The sequence below is a fragment of the Micromonospora desertarenae genome (assembly GCF_056150265.1).
In genome coordinates this window covers 76,283-90,416 of sequence record NZ_JAXCFQ010000018.1, presented here as the reverse complement: position 1 = coordinate 90,416, position 14,134 = coordinate 76,283, and the positions used below count along the sequence as shown (strand labels likewise).

The following is a 14,134-nucleotide window of genomic DNA, read 5'->3' as shown; positions in this document are numbered from 1 at the left end:
CCGGACGAACCGGTGCTGTGGAGGATATCGATGCGAGAAAACTTCAGTGACGCGGTGGGGGACACCGTCCGCTCGGTGCTGCTCTTCCTGCCCAAGGCCGTCGGTTTCGTGGCCATCCTGGTGGTCGGATGGCTGGCCGCGAAGGCGCTGCGGCAGATCGTGAACAAGGTGCTGGAGCGGGTCGGCTTCGACCGGGCCGTCGAGCGCGGCGGCATCCGCCGGGCCCTGGCCCGGTCCCGGTACGACGCCAGCGACATCGTCGCCAAGCTCGTCTACTACGGCGTGCTGCTGGTGACCCTGCAACTCGCCTTCGGCATCTGGGGACCGAACCCCGTCTCGGACCTGATCGCCGGGGTCATCGCCTGGCTGCCGCGCGCCTTCGTCGCGATCGTCATCGTGGTGGTCGCCGCGGCGATCGCCAACGCGGTCAAGGACATCATCAGCGGCGCCCTGGGCGGCCTGTCGTACGGCCGGATCCTGGCCACCATCGCCTCGGTGTTCATCCTCGGCCTGGGCATCATCGCCGCGCTCAACCAGATCGGGGTGGCCACCGCGGTGACCACCCCGGTGCTGATCGCCGTGCTGGCCACCGTCGGCGGCATCCTGGTCGTCGGCGTCGGCGGCGGGCTGGTCCGGCCGATGCAGAGCCGGTGGGAGTCCTGGCTCACCCGGGCCGAGCAGGAGTCCCGGGAGATCGCCACGCACGCCCGCGCCTACCAGGCCGGCCGTCGGGACACCGCGGCCCGGCTGGCCGAGTCCGCTCCCGGCACCGGCCCGGTCGGTGACGACCCGGCGGCCACCCAGGTGGTGCCCACCGCGGCCAGCCACACCGGAGCCGGCGCCCCGGCGCACCTCGACCCGGACGCCACCCAGCCCACCCCCCGGGGCGCCACCATCCCGGCCCAGCCGACCGGTGACGACGCCGAGGCCACCATGGTCATCCCGCCGGTGGACCGCGACCGGCGCTGAGCCGCCGCCGACCGTCCGGGGTGGGGCCCGTCGGGTCCCACCCCGGCGCGCGTCCGGCGAATGGGCGTGACCGGCCCGTTGCGTCCGTCTACCATCGCCGCATGACGTGGCGATGTTGATGCTCCGCTAGAGGCCGTTGCCGTGGGCCGCCACGGTCGCCGTACGTCCGGCGTCCGTTTCGTCCCACCGGGAAGGTCTCATGACACCCATCTCCGCGCGCGTGCCCGATCCGCGCGTCCGCCGGCTGGCGGCCACCCTCTACGGGTACGCGTTCCTCAGCGAACTCGTCCTGCTCTATCCGGTGTACGCGCTGCTGTTCAGCGACACCGGCCTGTCCGTCTGGCAGATCAGCTCGCTGTTCGTGATCTGGTCGGCCAGCAGCATCCTGCTCGAGGTGCCCTCCGGCGCCTGGGCCGACGCGGTCTCCCGGCGGCTGCTGCTCTGCCTCGCTCCGCTGGTCAGCGCCGCCGCGTTCGCCCTCTGGGTGCTCGTCCCGTCCTATCCGGCGTTCGCCGTCGGCTTCGTGCTCTGGGGCGCCGGCGGGGCGCTGGCCTCCGGCGCGCTGGAGGCGCTGGTCTTCACCGAACTGGACCGCCTCGGCGCGGCCGGCCGCTACGCCCGGACCATCGGCCGGGCGCGTACCGCGGAAACGCTCGCCGTGCTCGCCTCGATCGTGCTGGCCGCCCCGGTCCTCGACGCCGGCGGATACCCGGCGGTGGGCGCGGCCAGCGTGCTGGCGTGCCTGCTCGCCGCCGCCGTCGCCACCCGGTTCCCGGAACACCGCCCCGCCCCGACCAGCCCCGCCGCCCCCCTCGACGCCGCGCCGACCAGCCCCGCCCCGGCGAGCGCGGTGCCGGCCGGCGCTGCCGTGCCCGGCCCCGGCCGGGCCAGCCCCGACCCGAGCGGCGCGGCCGAGCCGGCCGGCGGGGTGGAGCCGGCGGAGGACGACCTCGGTTGGTGGGCCAGCCTGCGCGCCGGGCTGGCCGAGGTGCGCGCCGACCCGGCCGTGCGGTCGGCGGTGCTGCTGGTCGCCGCGGTCACCGCGGTGTGGAACGCACTGGACGAGTACACGCCACTGCTCGCCCGGGACACCGGCGTCGCCGCCGAGACCGTGCCGCTGCTGCTCCTGCTCACCTGGGTCGGGGTGAGCATCGGCGGCCTGCTCGCCCCGGCCGGGGAACGGCTCGGCCGGCGGGGTCGGGCCGCCCTGCTGGCGCTCGCCGGCCTGGCCCTCGCCGTCGGGGCGCTGCTCGGCCGCCCGGCCGGCTTCGTCCTGGTGGGCCTGGCCTTCTGCGGCTTCCAACTGGCCAGCGTGCTGGCCGAGGCACGGTTGCAGGCCCGGATCACCGGCCCCGGGCGGGCCACCGTAACCTCGCTGGCCGGGATGGGCACCGACCTGACCATCATCGTGGCCTACCTCGGGTACGGCCTGGTCGCCACGGCGTCCGGCAACGGGGCGGCGTTCGCGGTGTTCGCGACGGCGTATCTGCTGGTGGCCGTGCTGCTGGCGCGCGGCGGGCGGCGGCGAGGGGCGGCCGGGACGGGTCGCGGCGACCGGTGGGCGGCAGCCGGTCGCGCCCGCTAGCACCGCGGGCGTAGCTCGGGCCGGTGGCCGGTGGTGACGCCGGACCTCGGGCGGCCACCGGAGCATCGCCGGGCCGGCAGCGACCGGCTGGCGAGGCACCGCGGCACGGCGTCGGCACCGGGAACCGCCGACGCCGTGCCGCGGTGCCGACCAGGGGCGGATTCACCGCCGGCGATCCGCCCGGGGCAGGGCGCTTCAGTCGCCGCGCCCGACACCGCGATCGGGTGCGCTCATGTCCCCCGTCCCGGGCGTGCCCTCGGCGAGCCCGTAGCGCAGGTACACGGTGCCCGTCGGACTGGCCACCGGCGGGTCGAGGAGGGTGACGTTGGTGGGCACCGCGCCACCGTCGAACACCTTCTTGCCGACGCCCAGCACGATCGGGTGCACCCAGAGGTCGAGCCGGTCGAAGAGCTTCTCGCGCAGCAGGGTCTGCACCAGGTTCAGGCTCCCGACCACCTTCACGTGCTCGTGCCGGTCCCGGATCTCGCGTACCGCGCCGGCCAGGTCCGGGCCGAGCTGGGTGGACCCGGCCCACGAGAGGTCGGGCCGGCCGCGGGAGGCCACGTACTTCGGGACGCTGTTGAACAGCCGGGCGATGTCGTCGTCCTCGCCGCCCTCCTGGTGCGGCCAGTAGGCGGCGAAGATGTCATATGTCCGGCGGCCGAGCAGGAGCGCGTCGGTGCCCTCGTACGCGGCAGCGACCTGCGCCCCGGCGACCTCGTCCAGCAGGGGCGCCTGCCAGCCGCCGAACGGGAACCCCACCGGATCCTCGTCGGGCCCGCCGGGCGACTGCCCGACCAGGTCGAGGGTCGCGAACAGCTCGATGTGGATGACGCCCATGCCGTACTCCCGATGAGTTGGTGGTCTCGGTCGGGAGGTAGACCTGTGGGCGCCGGCAGACTCATCGCTGCGACGCACCCCGGCTTCGTACCCGCCCCACCGGCGCTCCCCGCTCACGTTAGATCACGCGACGTGTTCGCGTCGGGTGGCCGCGCGTCGGCGTCACCGGAGATCACCGGTGCGAGCCACGGCCGTGGCCCGGCCGTCGGTGGCTCCGCCGGGGTCAGTCCGCGATGCCGGTGAACGCCACCCGCTGCTCCACCCGCAGCCGCACCAGCAACTCGCCCGGCACCGCGTTGCGCCGGCCGTACCGCTCGGCGAGGTCGTCGCCGACGTAGCGGGCGGCGATCCGGGTCGCCCAGGTCAGCATCTCGTCGAGATCCTCGCTGACGGTGACCCGCCCCCGGACCGCGACGAACGCGTACGGCGGGTGCTCCTCGTCGACCGTCAGCGCCGCCCGCGGGTCGCGCCGCAGGTTGCGCCCCTTCACGCTGCTCCGCCCGGTGGTGAAGACCAGGTCGTCGCCGTCGAGCACGAACCAGACCGGCACCACGTGGGGCGAGCCGTCGGCCCGTACGGTGGCGAGCTTGCCGGTCCGGGTGCCGTGGCTGACGAACGCCCGCCACTGTTCGTCGGTCATCTCCCGCGCCATGGCGCCATTCTGGTCGATCGCCACGGGCGCGCGCCGCGGCAGGGGGCGGCGACGGGGTGGCCGGCGGTCCGGCGGCGGTCGACCGACCGCCGCCGGAGCCGGACCTCAGCCGCCGACGTGCAGGAAGGACCACTGGTGGCCGTCGAGGTCGCGGAAGCCGCCCATGTAGCGGCCGCCCCGCTCCTCCGGCTCGCCGAGGCTCTCCGCCCCGGCCGCCACGGCCCGCCCGACCAGGTCGTCGACCTCCTCCCGGCTGTCCAGGCCGAGCCCGACGATCACCTCCCGGGCGGTCGCCGTGTCCGGCACGTCGACGCCGGTGTAGCCGGCGAACGAGCTGGTGGTGTGCAGCATCAGGTGCGTCGTGTCGGTGAGGGTGAGCTGGATGCTGGTGCCGTCCGGCGACAGCTCGCCCGCGTGGAACCCGAGGATCCGGAAGAACTCGGTGGAGGTGGTCAGGTCGCGCACCGGCAGGTTGATGAAGGTGGTCGTCATCGCGGGTCTCCGTCCGCCTCGAGGAGCTGCTTGAGCGCCGCCAGCCGCTCCCGCCAGTACGCCTTCAGCCGCGCCGCCTGCTCGGCGTCGGCGACCTTCTCGTGCTGCACCGCCACCCGGGACTTCGACTCGCCGGCGGCCGCGAAGCCGACCACGATCCGGGTCGACCCGTCGGCCCAGTCCGCGCGGAACGACTTCGGCGCGGTGGCCGTGCGGACCCGGACGTCCTCGGGCAGCCACCGCCGGCGCAGCGCGTCGTCGGCGAACGCCGCGAAGAGCCGCCCCACCGGCACCGCCACGGTACGGGAGCCGTTGGCGGAGAACCCGCCGCCGCGGCGCTGGCCGGGAGCGCGCAGCCCGCGCGCCTGCTCGTAGCCGACGGTGATGGTCTGCGCCCACCAGCCGGGCACCTCGTGGGCGGTGACCAGCCAGCGGGCGATCTCGGTGTGGGTACGCCCGGTGCCGCCCCACTCGTCGAGCAGGGCGAACCACTGCGCCCAGTCGCGCCCGGTGCGCTCGCCGAGCAGCGCGTCGGAGATCCGTTCGGTCTGCTCCGCCGGGCCCGCGACGGTCGGGACCGCCGCGGGCGGGCCGGCCTGCTCGGGTACCGACGACGCCGCCGGGTCCGCGGAGAGCGGGGTCGCCGGCTCGGCCGGGGCGGCGGCGGGTGCGGCGGGCTCGGCCGGGGTGGTCTGGGCGCGGGCGAGCAGGTGCCGGCGGGCGGTGGTGTAGCTCTCGCCGGTCTTGGCCATCCGGCTGCGGACCCGGGCCTTGAAGGTGCGCTGGTGCGTCATCACATGCTCCCTGTCAACGGCACGGCCGCAGGGACTCACGCTCCCGTCGACCGCGCCGGAGAAGGCATGTGGCACGGCATCCCGAGAACACCAGGTTCCCTTTGCCTCCGCGCGGCCGGCGGCGTGAGCACCGGGAAGGAGGTGGGGCGCGGGACGGCGCCGCCACCAGCATACGCCGGGCGGGCGGAGGCCGGGGCGGGGACGCGCGGAAGGGGCGTGGTCAGGAGCCGTCCGGCTCGCCGCTCTGCTCCCAGATCGACTTCATCTCGTCGAACGCCTGCTCCATGAGCTGCACCATGGCCCGCCGGGCGCGCTCGCCGTCGTGCCGCTGGATCGCCTGGGCGACGTCGGCGTGCAGTTGGAGGGCCTCGTCGCTCGGGTGGTGCGGCATCAGGTGGTGCTTGTGCCGGCCGGTGAGCACCTCGGCGATCAGGTCCTGCAACCGGACGAACATCTCGTTGCCGGACGCGACCAGCACCCGCCGGTGGAACTCGATGTCGAGGCTCAGGAAGCGCTCCTCGTCGCCGGCCTTGCCGGCGGCCCACATCTTGGCCGCGAGGCCGACGAGATCGCTCGCCTCGTCGTGGTCGGCCCGGCCGGCGGCCAGCCAGGCGGCGTGCGGCTCGACAGCGGTCCGCAGCTCGGTGATCGACCGGAGCTGGGTGATCCGGCCGGCCGAGGCGAGCCGCCACCGGATCACCTGCGGGTCGAAGACGTTCCAGTCGTTCGCCGGCCGGATCATCACCCCGACCCGTCGGCGGGTCTCGATGAACCCGATCGAGGCCAGTACCCGCAGCACCTCGCGGATCACCGAGCGGGACACCGCGTACCGGTCGACCAGTTCGTCGATGTTGAGCACCGCCCCGGGGGCCGGGTCGCCGCCGCAGATGGCCGTACCGAGGTGGTCGAGGACACGTGCGTGCAGCCCGGCCTCGGCAGGGGCGTTCTGGGCGGCTGCGCCCCCGGAGGAGTACCGTTCCACGCCACGGATCATATCAGTTAGATCAACCTCTTGAATAAATCCGCTTTTTCGGCCTAGCATCCCGACGTTAAGCGGATGTAAACACCGAGGTAGCGCCCTCACCAGGGCAGCGACCGGCGACAGAAGGAGAGACAAGCGTGCGACGTCGATCAATAATCGGCACTTCTCTGGCCGTGGTCGCCGCCATGGGCCTGTCCGCCTGCGGCGGCGGGGACGACGGCGGCAGCGGATCGAACACCCTCCGGGTGACGCTGGTCAACCACGTCTGGACGGAGAACATCAAGAAGGCCCTGCCGGAGTTCGAGAAGCAGACCGGCCTCAAGGTCGAGGTGACCCAGCTCGGCGAGGACCAGCTGTCCGACCAGTACAACGTCAAGCTCAACGCCGGGTCCACCGACCTGGACGTGATGATGTACCGGCCGCTGCAGGAGGGGAAGCTGTTCGCCAAGAACAAGTACCTCGCCGACCTGACCGAGAAGGCCAAGTCCGACAGCGCCTTCGAGTTCAGCGACTTCCAGGCCGGCCCGGTGCAGGCCACCTCGTACGAGGACAAGCTGGTCGGCGTTCCGATCATCACCGAGCAGGAGGTCCTCTACTACCGCAAGGACCTGCTGGAGAAGTCCGGCTTCACCGCCCCGCCGAAGACCCTCGACGAGCTCAAGGCGCAGGCGGCCAAGGTCGAGGCCGACAACCCGGGTGTCGCCGGCTTCGTGGCCCGTACCGGCAAGGCCGCCGCGGTCACCCAGTTCTCCAGCTTCCTGTACAGCTTCGGCGGCGACTTCGTCGACGCCAGCGGCAAGGCCTCGGTCAACACCGAGCAGGCCAAGCAGGCGTACGCCTACTACGGCGGGCTGCTGCGCGACCACGGCCCGGAGAACATCAGCACCGACATGAGCTGGTCCGAGGCGATGGCGATCTTCACCCAGGGCAAGGCGGCCTTCTACACCGAGGCCAACTCGCTCTACAAGAACGCCACCGACCCGGCCAAGTCCAAGGTCTCCGACACCGTCGGCTTCGCCACCTTCCCGGCCGGCCCGGCCGGCTCGAAGCCGTACAACATCCCGTCCTGGGCGCTCGGCGTCAACGACGCGTCGAAGAACAAGGACAACGCCTGGAAGTTCATCCAGTGGGCGGCCGGCAAGGAGCAGTCGCTGGCCCAGCAGAAGGCCGGCGTCCCCGGCGCCCGTGCCTCCGTCTGGTCGAACCCGGAGGGCACCTCGACCTACCCGAAGGACCTCGCCGAGGCCACCGCGGTCAGCACCACCAACGGCATCGGCCACGACCGTCCGCTGGTCGTGAAGGTCGCCGAGGCCCGCGAGATCGTCGGTCAGCCGATCGTCGACGCGATCACCGGCAAGGACGCGGCCGCCTCGGCGGACGCGGCGAACGAGGCGTTCCAGAAGTTCCTCGACGACGAGGCGAAGTAGTCCGACCGCGGGGTGGTGGGGCCGGCCGGCTCCGCCACCCCGCGCCGGGACCCTGGCCCTGAGAACCCGGAGACCCCATGTCAGTCGTCACCACCCCAGCCACCAGATCGCCGTCGGCCCCGCCGGCGTCGTCCGACTCGGCCTGGTCGCGCTGGGCCAACGCGCACCGCAAGTGGCTCTTCGCGGCACCCGCCATGGCGTTCGTCGCCGTGCTGATCGTCTTCCCGGTCGCGTGGACCGGGTACCTGAGCCTCACCGACGCCGAGGGTTCGGTCCGCGCCGAGAGCGAGTTCATCGGCTTCCAGAACTACCTGGACGTGCTCTCCGACACCGACCGGTTCTGGCCGGCGGTCTGGCGCACCGTCCTCTTCACCGGCGTCGTGCTCCTGGTCGAGGTCGTCCTCGGCATGGCGATCGCCCTGCTGCTGTGGCGACCGTTCCGCGGCGAGAAGTGGGTCCGGGTCGCCATCCTGCTGCCCCTGGTGGCCACCCCGGTCGCGGTCGGCATGATGTGGCGACTGATCTTCGACCCCAACATCGGCATGGCGAACCAGTTGCTGAGCTGGGTCGGGATCGGCCCGCAGCCGTGGCTGTCCGGCCAGAGCTCGGCCCTGCCGACGACGATGTTCATCGACATCTGGCAGTGGACCCCGATGGTCGTGCTGATCCTGCTCGCCGGCCTCACCTCGCTCTCCGACGAGCCGCAGGAGGCGGCGCTGATCGACGGCGCCAGCACCTGGCAGCGGTTCCGGCACGTCACCCTGCCGCTGCTGATGCCGACCGTGATCGTCGCGATCCTGCTGCGCGGCATCGACGCGCTGAAGACCTTCGACATCCTCTACGCGACCAAGGGTCGCGGCGGCGGGTCGTTCCACGAGGTGGAGACGCTCAACGTCTACGCCTACGGGTTGAGCTTCGACTACAACGACTACGGCGTCTCGTCGACGGTCCTCATCATCTTCTTCCTGATCATCATCGGGGTGATGTGGGCCCTGACGTACCGCAAGAAGGGGCTGGAACGATGAAGCCGAGCAGGCCGTTCAAGGTCTTCCGGGCGGTGGCCCTGGTCGTCGTGGTCGCCTCGCTGGTCGCGCCGCTGCTCTGGATGATCCTCGCGTCGCTGAAGACCAACGTCGACATCTACGACACCGAGAAGGCGTTCTCCTTCTCGCCCACCCTGGACAACTACGGCACCGTGCTGGAGCAGGCGAACTACGTCCAGTTCATCGGCAACAGCCTCTGGGTGGCGTTCGCCGCCACCGTGCTGTCGCTGATCCTCGGCGTGCCCGCGGCCTACTCGATGAGCCGCTTCAACATGAAGAAGTCCGCGCTCGTCGTGCTCATGGCCCGGGTGATCCCCGGCGTCTCGCTCCTGGTGCCCTGGTACTACGTCTTCTCGAACCTGCAGATGGTCGGCGGCTACACCGTGCTGATCCTCAGCCACATGTTCGTGTCGCTGCCGCTGATCGTCTACATCATGATGGGCTACTTCGACGGCCTGCCGGCCGAACTCGAAGAGGCGGCGCTGGTCGACGGCCTGACCCACATCGGCGCGTTCCGGCGGATCACCCTGCCGCTGTCGGTGCCCGGTGTCGCCACCGCGGGCATCCTGTCGTTCATCTTCTCCTGGAACAACTTCATGTTCGCCCTGGTGCTCTCCGGCGCCGACACCAAGACGCTGCCGGTGGCGATCTTCGACTTCGTCGGCTACGCCAGCATCGACTGGGGCGGCCTGATGGCGGCGGCCACCGTGGTCACCGTGCCGATCATGGTGATCGCGCTGTTCGTGCAGAAGTACATCGTCTCCGGCCTGACCGCCGGCGCCACGAAGGGCTGAGGCCATGCCGACCATCGCACGGGTGGAGACGTTCCTCGTCGCGCCGCGCTGGCTCTTCGTCCGGGTCGAGACCACCGACGGGATCGTCGGCTGGGGCGAGGCCACCTGCGAGGGGCGCTCGGAGACCGTCCGCACCGCCGTCGAGCAGCTCAGCGAGCTGCTCGTCGGCCAGGACGCGCTGCGCATCGAGGACCACTGGCAGGTGATGACCAAGGGCTCGTTCTACCGGGGCGGGCCGATCCTGGCCAGCGCCGTCGCCGGGCTCGACCAGGCGCTCTGGGACATCGCCGGCAAGCACTTCGGCGCGCCGGTGCACCAGCTGCTCGGCGGCCCGGTCCGGGACCGGATCCGGGTCTACGGCTGGGTCGGCGGCGACGAGCCCGCCGAGGTCCGCGACCAGATCAGCGCCGCCGTCGAGAGCGGCCTGACCGCCGTGAAGATGAACGCGTCCGGGAAGATGAGCCCGGTCGCCTCGGTGGCCGAGCTCGACGGCGTGGTCCGGCGGGTGGCCGCCGCCCGCGAGGTGCTCGGTGACGAGCGGGACGTCGCCGTCGACTTCCACGGCCGGTTCAGCCTGGCCAGCGCCCGGCGGGTGGCCCCGCTGCTCGAGCAGTTCCGGCCGTTCTTCCTGGAGGAGCCGGTGGTGCCGGAGAACTCGCACCTGATCGGCGAGTTCGTCCGCTCCACCACCACCCCGGTGTCCACCGGGGAGCGGCTCTACAACCGGCAGGAGTTCCTGCCGGTGCTCCAGGCCGGCATCGCGGTCGCCCAGCCGGACCTCTCGCACGCCGGCGGCATCACCGAGGTCCGCAAGATCGCCGCGCTGGCCGAGGTGTACGACGTGCAGCTCGCCCCGCACTGCCCGCTCGGGCCGATCGCGCTGGCCGCCTGCCTCCAGGTCGGCTTCGCCACCCCGAACTACCTGATCCAGGAACAGAGCATCGGCATCCACTACAACCTCGGCGCCGAGGTGCTCGACTACTGCCTCGACAAGACCCCGCTGACCTTCGTCGACGGGTACGTCGAGCGGCTCACGGCCCCCGGCCTGGGCATCGAGATCGACGAACACGCGGTGCGGACGGCCGACAAGCGCGGCCACGCCTGGCGCAGCCCCACCTGGCGGCACCGCGACGGCTCCTACGCGGAATGGTGATCACATGACCGTCAACCTCGCCGCCGAACTCGCCGAGGCCCGCATCCTCGCGGTGATCCGAGGCACCGACACCGCCGCCGCGATCGCCGCCGGCACCGCCCTGCTCGACGAGGGGGTACGCCTCGTCGAGGTGGCCCTCACCACGCCGGACGCCCCGCGCGCCGTCGAGGCGCTGCGCGCGGCGGCCCCCGCCGGCTCCCTGGTCGGCGCCGGCACGGTGCTCACCACCGCCGACGTGGCCGACGTGGTCGCCGCGGGCGCGCAGTTCGTGGTCACGCCGGCCGTGGTCGAGTCGATCGCCGAGGCGGCCCGCCGGGGAGTCCCGGTCGCCGCCGGGGCGCTCACCCCGACCGAGGCGTACACCGCGATGCGGATGGGGGCCTCGGCGATCAAGCTCTTCCCGGCCTCGGTCGGCGGCCCGGCGTACCTCAAGGCGGTGCGCGACCCGTTCCCGGACATCCCGTTCGTCGCCGTCGGCGGCGTGGGGTTCGACGACGTGCCCGGTTACCTGGCCGCCGGCGCGATAGCGGTCGGCGTGGGCGGGCCGCTGGTCGGCGACGCCGCCTCCGGCGGCGACCTGGCCGCGCTGCGCGAGCGGGCCCGCACCTACCTCGCCGCGATCCGGGAGACGGCCCGCCGATGACCGCGCCCGACCTGCTCACCTTCGGCGAGGCCATGGTGTCGCTGCGCTCGGCCGGCCCGCTCGCCGCCGGTGGCTCGCTGACCATGCACCTGGCCGGCGCCGAGTCCAACGTGGCAGTGGGGGTGGCCCGGCTGGGTCACCGGGCCGCCTGGGTCGGCCGGGTCAGCGGCGACGAGTTCGGCGAGTACACGCTGCGGCAGTTGCGCGCCGAGGGCGTCGACGTGGGCGGCGTCAGCCGGGACGCCGACCGCCCCACCGGGCTGATGTTCCTGGAGCAGCGCACCGCCGACCTGACCCGGGTGCAGTACCACCGCGCCGGGTCGGCGGGCTCGGCGCTGCGCGTCGACGACCTGCGGGCCCCGCTGGCGGCCGGCGCGCGGGTGCTGCACCTGACCGGGATCACCCCGGCGCTGTCCGACACCGCCCGGGAGGCCACCCGGTGGGCCGCCGAGTCCGCCGCCGCCGCGGGCGTCCCGGTCTGCCTGGACGTCAACTACCGGGCCCGGCTCTGGTCCCGGGAGAGCGCCCGCGCGGTGCTCGCCCCGCTGGCCGGGCACGCCGCCGTCGTCATCGCCTCCGCCGACGAGCTGGACCTGGTCGGCGAGCCGGGGGCGGACGAGTCCACAGTGGTCGCCGGGCTGTTCCGCCGGGGCGTGCGGACCGTCCTGGTCAAGCTCGGCGCCGACGGCGCCCGGGCGCACACCCCGGAGGGGGTCCAGCAGGTCGGGACGCTCACCGTGACCGCCGTCGACCCGGTCGGCGCCGGGGACGCGTTCACCGCCGGATACCTGTCCGGCTGGTTCGACGGGCTCGACCTGGCCGGCCGCCTGCGCCGGGCGGCCACCCTCGGCGCCTTCGCCGTCTCCACCAGGGGCGACTGCGAGGGGCTGCCCCGCCGTGCCGAACTGTCCCTTCTCGAGGGCCACGAGACCGGAAGCGTCCTCCGTTAGCCGCCGCCACACCCCGTGCAGAAAGGCACCACCCCGTGAAGATCACCGCAGCGGACGTCATCGTCACCAGCCCGGACCGCAACTTCGTCACCCTCAAGATCACCACGGACGAGGGCATCGTCGGCCTGGGCGACGGCACCCTCAACGGGCGGGAACTGTCCGTCGCCTCGTACCTGAGCGACCACGTCGTCCCGCTGCTGATCGGCCGGGACCCGCACCGCATCGAGGACACCTGGCAGTTCTTGTACCGCTCGGCGTACTGGCGGCGCGGGCCGGTCACCATGGCGGCCATCGCCGCCGTCGACGTGGCCCTGTGGGACATCAAGGCCAAGGCCGCCGGCATGCCGCTCTACCAGATGCTGGGCGGCGCGTCGCGCACCGGCGTCATGGCGTACGGGCACGCGTCCGGCCGGGACCTGCCGGAGCTGTTCGACTCGATCCGCCGGCACCTGGAGGAGGGCTACCGGTCCATCCGGGTGCAGACCTCGGTGCCGGGCATCAACGCCGTCTACGGGGTGGCCGCCCAGCCCAGCGTCGACGGCAAGCGCTACGACTACGAGCCGGCGCAGCGCATCCCGCTGCCCGCCGAGGAGGACTGGGACACCCGGGCCTACCTGCGCCACCTGCCCGGCGTCTTCGAGGCGGTGCGCAACGAGTTCGGCCCCGAGCTGCCGCTGCTGCACGACGGCCACCACCGGATGACCCCGATCCAGGCCGCCAAGCTCGGCAAGGCGCTGGAGCCGTACGACCTGTTCTGGCTGGAGGACTGCACGCCGGCGGAGAACCAGGAGGCGCTGCGGCTGGTCCGCCAGCACACCACCACCCCGCTGGCCATCGGCGAGGTCTTCAACACGGTCTGGGACTACCAGACCCTGATCCGCGAGCAGCTCATCGACTACGTCCGGTCGGCGGTCACCCACACCGGCGGCATCACCGCGATGCGCAAGCTGCTCGACTTCGCCGCGCAGTACCAGATCAAGTCCGGCATCCACGGCCCCACCGACATCTCGCCGGTCGGCATGGCCGCCGCGCTGCACCTGGACCTGGCCATCCACAACTTCGGCATCCAGGAGTACATGCGGCACGGCCCGCTCACCAACGAGGTGTTCCGGCAGTCGTTCACCTTCACCGACGGCTACCTGCACCCGGGTGAGCAGCCGGGCATCGGCGTGGAGCTCGACGAGGTGGCCGCCGCCAAGTTCCCGTACCAGCCGGCCTACCTGCCGTTCAACCGGCTCAAGGACGGCACCGTCCATGACTGGTGAGCAGCCGCCGGGCCCGGCCGGTGCGACCCGGCACGTGGTCGTGATGGGGGTGTCCGGGGCCGGAAAGACCACGGTGGCCCGGGGCATCGCCGCGCGCACCGGGCTGACCTTCGCCGAGGCGGACGAGTTCCACACCCCGGCCAACGTGGAGCGGATGCGCGCCGGGGTGCCGCTGGACGACGCCGCGCGCCAGCCCTGGCTGCGCGAGCTGGCCGCCTGGATGGCGGCCCGCGCCGCCGAGGGCGTCTCCACGGTGCTGGCCTGTTCGGCGCTGCGCCGGTCCTACCGCGACGTGCTCCGGCAGGGGCCGCCGGCGGTGGAGTTCGTGCACCTGGACGGGCCGGCCGAGGTGATCCGGGAACGGCTGTCCCAGCGGGCCGGGCACTACATGCCGGCCAGCCTGCTGGAATCACAGCTGGCCACGCTGGAGCAGCCGGAACCGGACGAGGCGGTGCTGGTGCTCGACGTGTCGCTGACACCGGAGGAACTCGTCGAGGCGGCGGTCGGCAAGCTCGGCCTGCCCCGGGTCGCCGCCTGACCGACCG

General features: G+C 72.7%; 15 protein-coding genes. 10 read left to right on the top strand and 5 right to left on the bottom strand.

Annotated elements, in window-relative coordinates:
* Window positions 1-30: 30 nt before the first annotated feature.
* A complete protein-coding gene (locus SM577_RS28525; RefSeq protein ID WP_474588430.1) occupies window positions 31-969 on the top strand; it encodes a membrane protein in 939 nt (312 codons plus the stop codon).
* 199 nt (window positions 970-1,168) lie between these two features.
* On the top strand, window positions 1,169-2,554 hold the full coding sequence (locus SM577_RS28520; RefSeq protein WP_474588429.1) for an MFS transporter: 1,386 nt from the start codon (window positions 1,169-1,171) through the stop codon (window positions 2,552-2,554).
* 195 nt (window positions 2,555-2,749) lie between these two features.
* Here SM577_RS28520 and SM577_RS28515 read toward each other — a convergent pair whose 3' ends face one another.
* The 5 genes from SM577_RS28515 to SM577_RS28495 form a co-directional block, all read right to left on the bottom strand.
* A complete protein-coding gene (locus SM577_RS28515; protein ID WP_474579959.1) occupies window positions 2,750-3,394 on the bottom strand; it encodes a dihydrofolate reductase family protein in 645 nt (214 codons plus the stop codon).
* A gap of 223 nt (window positions 3,395-3,617) precedes the next feature.
* Window positions 3,618-4,046, bottom strand: a complete 429-nt coding sequence (locus tag SM577_RS28510; RefSeq protein WP_474588428.1) for a PPOX class F420-dependent oxidoreductase — start codon at window positions 4,044-4,046, stop codon at window positions 3,618-3,620.
* 105 nt (window positions 4,047-4,151) lie between these two features.
* Window positions 4,152-4,538, bottom strand: a complete 387-nt coding sequence (locus SM577_RS28505) for a VOC family protein (RefSeq protein WP_302921956.1) — start codon at window positions 4,536-4,538, stop codon at window positions 4,152-4,154.
* Window positions 4,535-5,332 carry a hypothetical protein gene (locus SM577_RS28500; protein WP_474588427.1) on the bottom strand — a complete coding sequence of 266 codons (798 nt, stop codon included), beginning with the start codon at window positions 5,330-5,332 and terminating at the stop codon, window positions 4,535-4,537. The genes SM577_RS28505 and SM577_RS28500 overlap by 4 nt, the downstream gene beginning before the upstream one ends.
* 220 nt (window positions 5,333-5,552) lie before the next feature.
* A complete protein-coding gene (locus SM577_RS28495) occupies window positions 5,553-6,314 on the bottom strand; it encodes a FadR/GntR family transcriptional regulator (RefSeq protein WP_302921954.1) in 762 nt (253 codons plus the stop codon).
* 137 nt (window positions 6,315-6,451) lie between these two features.
* On the opposite strand from SM577_RS28495, the gene SM577_RS28490 reads away from it, so the two are divergent.
* From SM577_RS28490 to SM577_RS28455, 8 genes are all read left to right on the top strand, one after another.
* Entirely contained in the window at window positions 6,452-7,741 is a 1,290-nt protein-coding gene (locus SM577_RS28490; protein WP_302921953.1) for an ABC transporter substrate-binding protein, read from the top strand.
* A gap of 77 nt (window positions 7,742-7,818) precedes the next feature.
* Window positions 7,819-8,766, top strand: coding sequence for a carbohydrate ABC transporter permease (locus SM577_RS28485; RefSeq protein ID WP_302921952.1), 948 nt, complete (start codon window positions 7,819-7,821; stop codon window positions 8,764-8,766).
* Window positions 8,763-9,578: a carbohydrate ABC transporter permease gene (locus tag SM577_RS28480; RefSeq protein ID WP_302921951.1), complete on the top strand. Its 816-nt coding sequence runs from the start codon at window positions 8,763-8,765 to the stop codon at window positions 9,576-9,578. The genes SM577_RS28485 and SM577_RS28480 overlap by 4 nt, the downstream gene beginning before the upstream one ends.
* A gap of 4 nt (window positions 9,579-9,582) precedes the next feature.
* Window positions 9,583-10,731, top strand: a complete 1,149-nt coding sequence (gene dgoD, locus SM577_RS28475; RefSeq protein WP_302921950.1) for a galactonate dehydratase — start codon at window positions 9,583-9,585, stop codon at window positions 10,729-10,731.
* Window positions 10,732-10,735: 4 nt separating this feature from the next.
* Window positions 10,736-11,374 carry a bifunctional 4-hydroxy-2-oxoglutarate aldolase/2-dehydro-3-deoxy-phosphogluconate aldolase gene (locus SM577_RS28470; RefSeq protein ID WP_302921949.1) on the top strand — a complete coding sequence of 213 codons (639 nt, stop codon included), beginning with the start codon at window positions 10,736-10,738 and terminating at the stop codon, window positions 11,372-11,374.
* Window positions 11,371-12,324: a sugar kinase gene (locus tag SM577_RS28465; protein ID WP_474588426.1), complete on the top strand. Its 954-nt coding sequence runs from the start codon at window positions 11,371-11,373 to the stop codon at window positions 12,322-12,324. The genes SM577_RS28470 and SM577_RS28465 overlap by 4 nt, the downstream gene beginning before the upstream one ends.
* On the top strand, window positions 12,252-13,589 hold the full coding sequence (manD, locus tag SM577_RS28460; protein ID WP_474588451.1) for a D-mannonate dehydratase ManD: 1,338 nt from the start codon (window positions 12,252-12,254) through the stop codon (window positions 13,587-13,589). The genes SM577_RS28465 and manD overlap by 73 nt, the downstream gene beginning before the upstream one ends.
* Window positions 13,579-14,127 (top strand): gluconokinase, encoded by a 549-nt coding sequence (locus SM577_RS28455; RefSeq protein ID WP_474588425.1) that lies wholly within the window; start codon window positions 13,579-13,581, stop codon window positions 14,125-14,127. The genes manD and SM577_RS28455 overlap by 11 nt, the downstream gene beginning before the upstream one ends.
* Window positions 14,128-14,134: the final 7 nt, after the last annotated feature.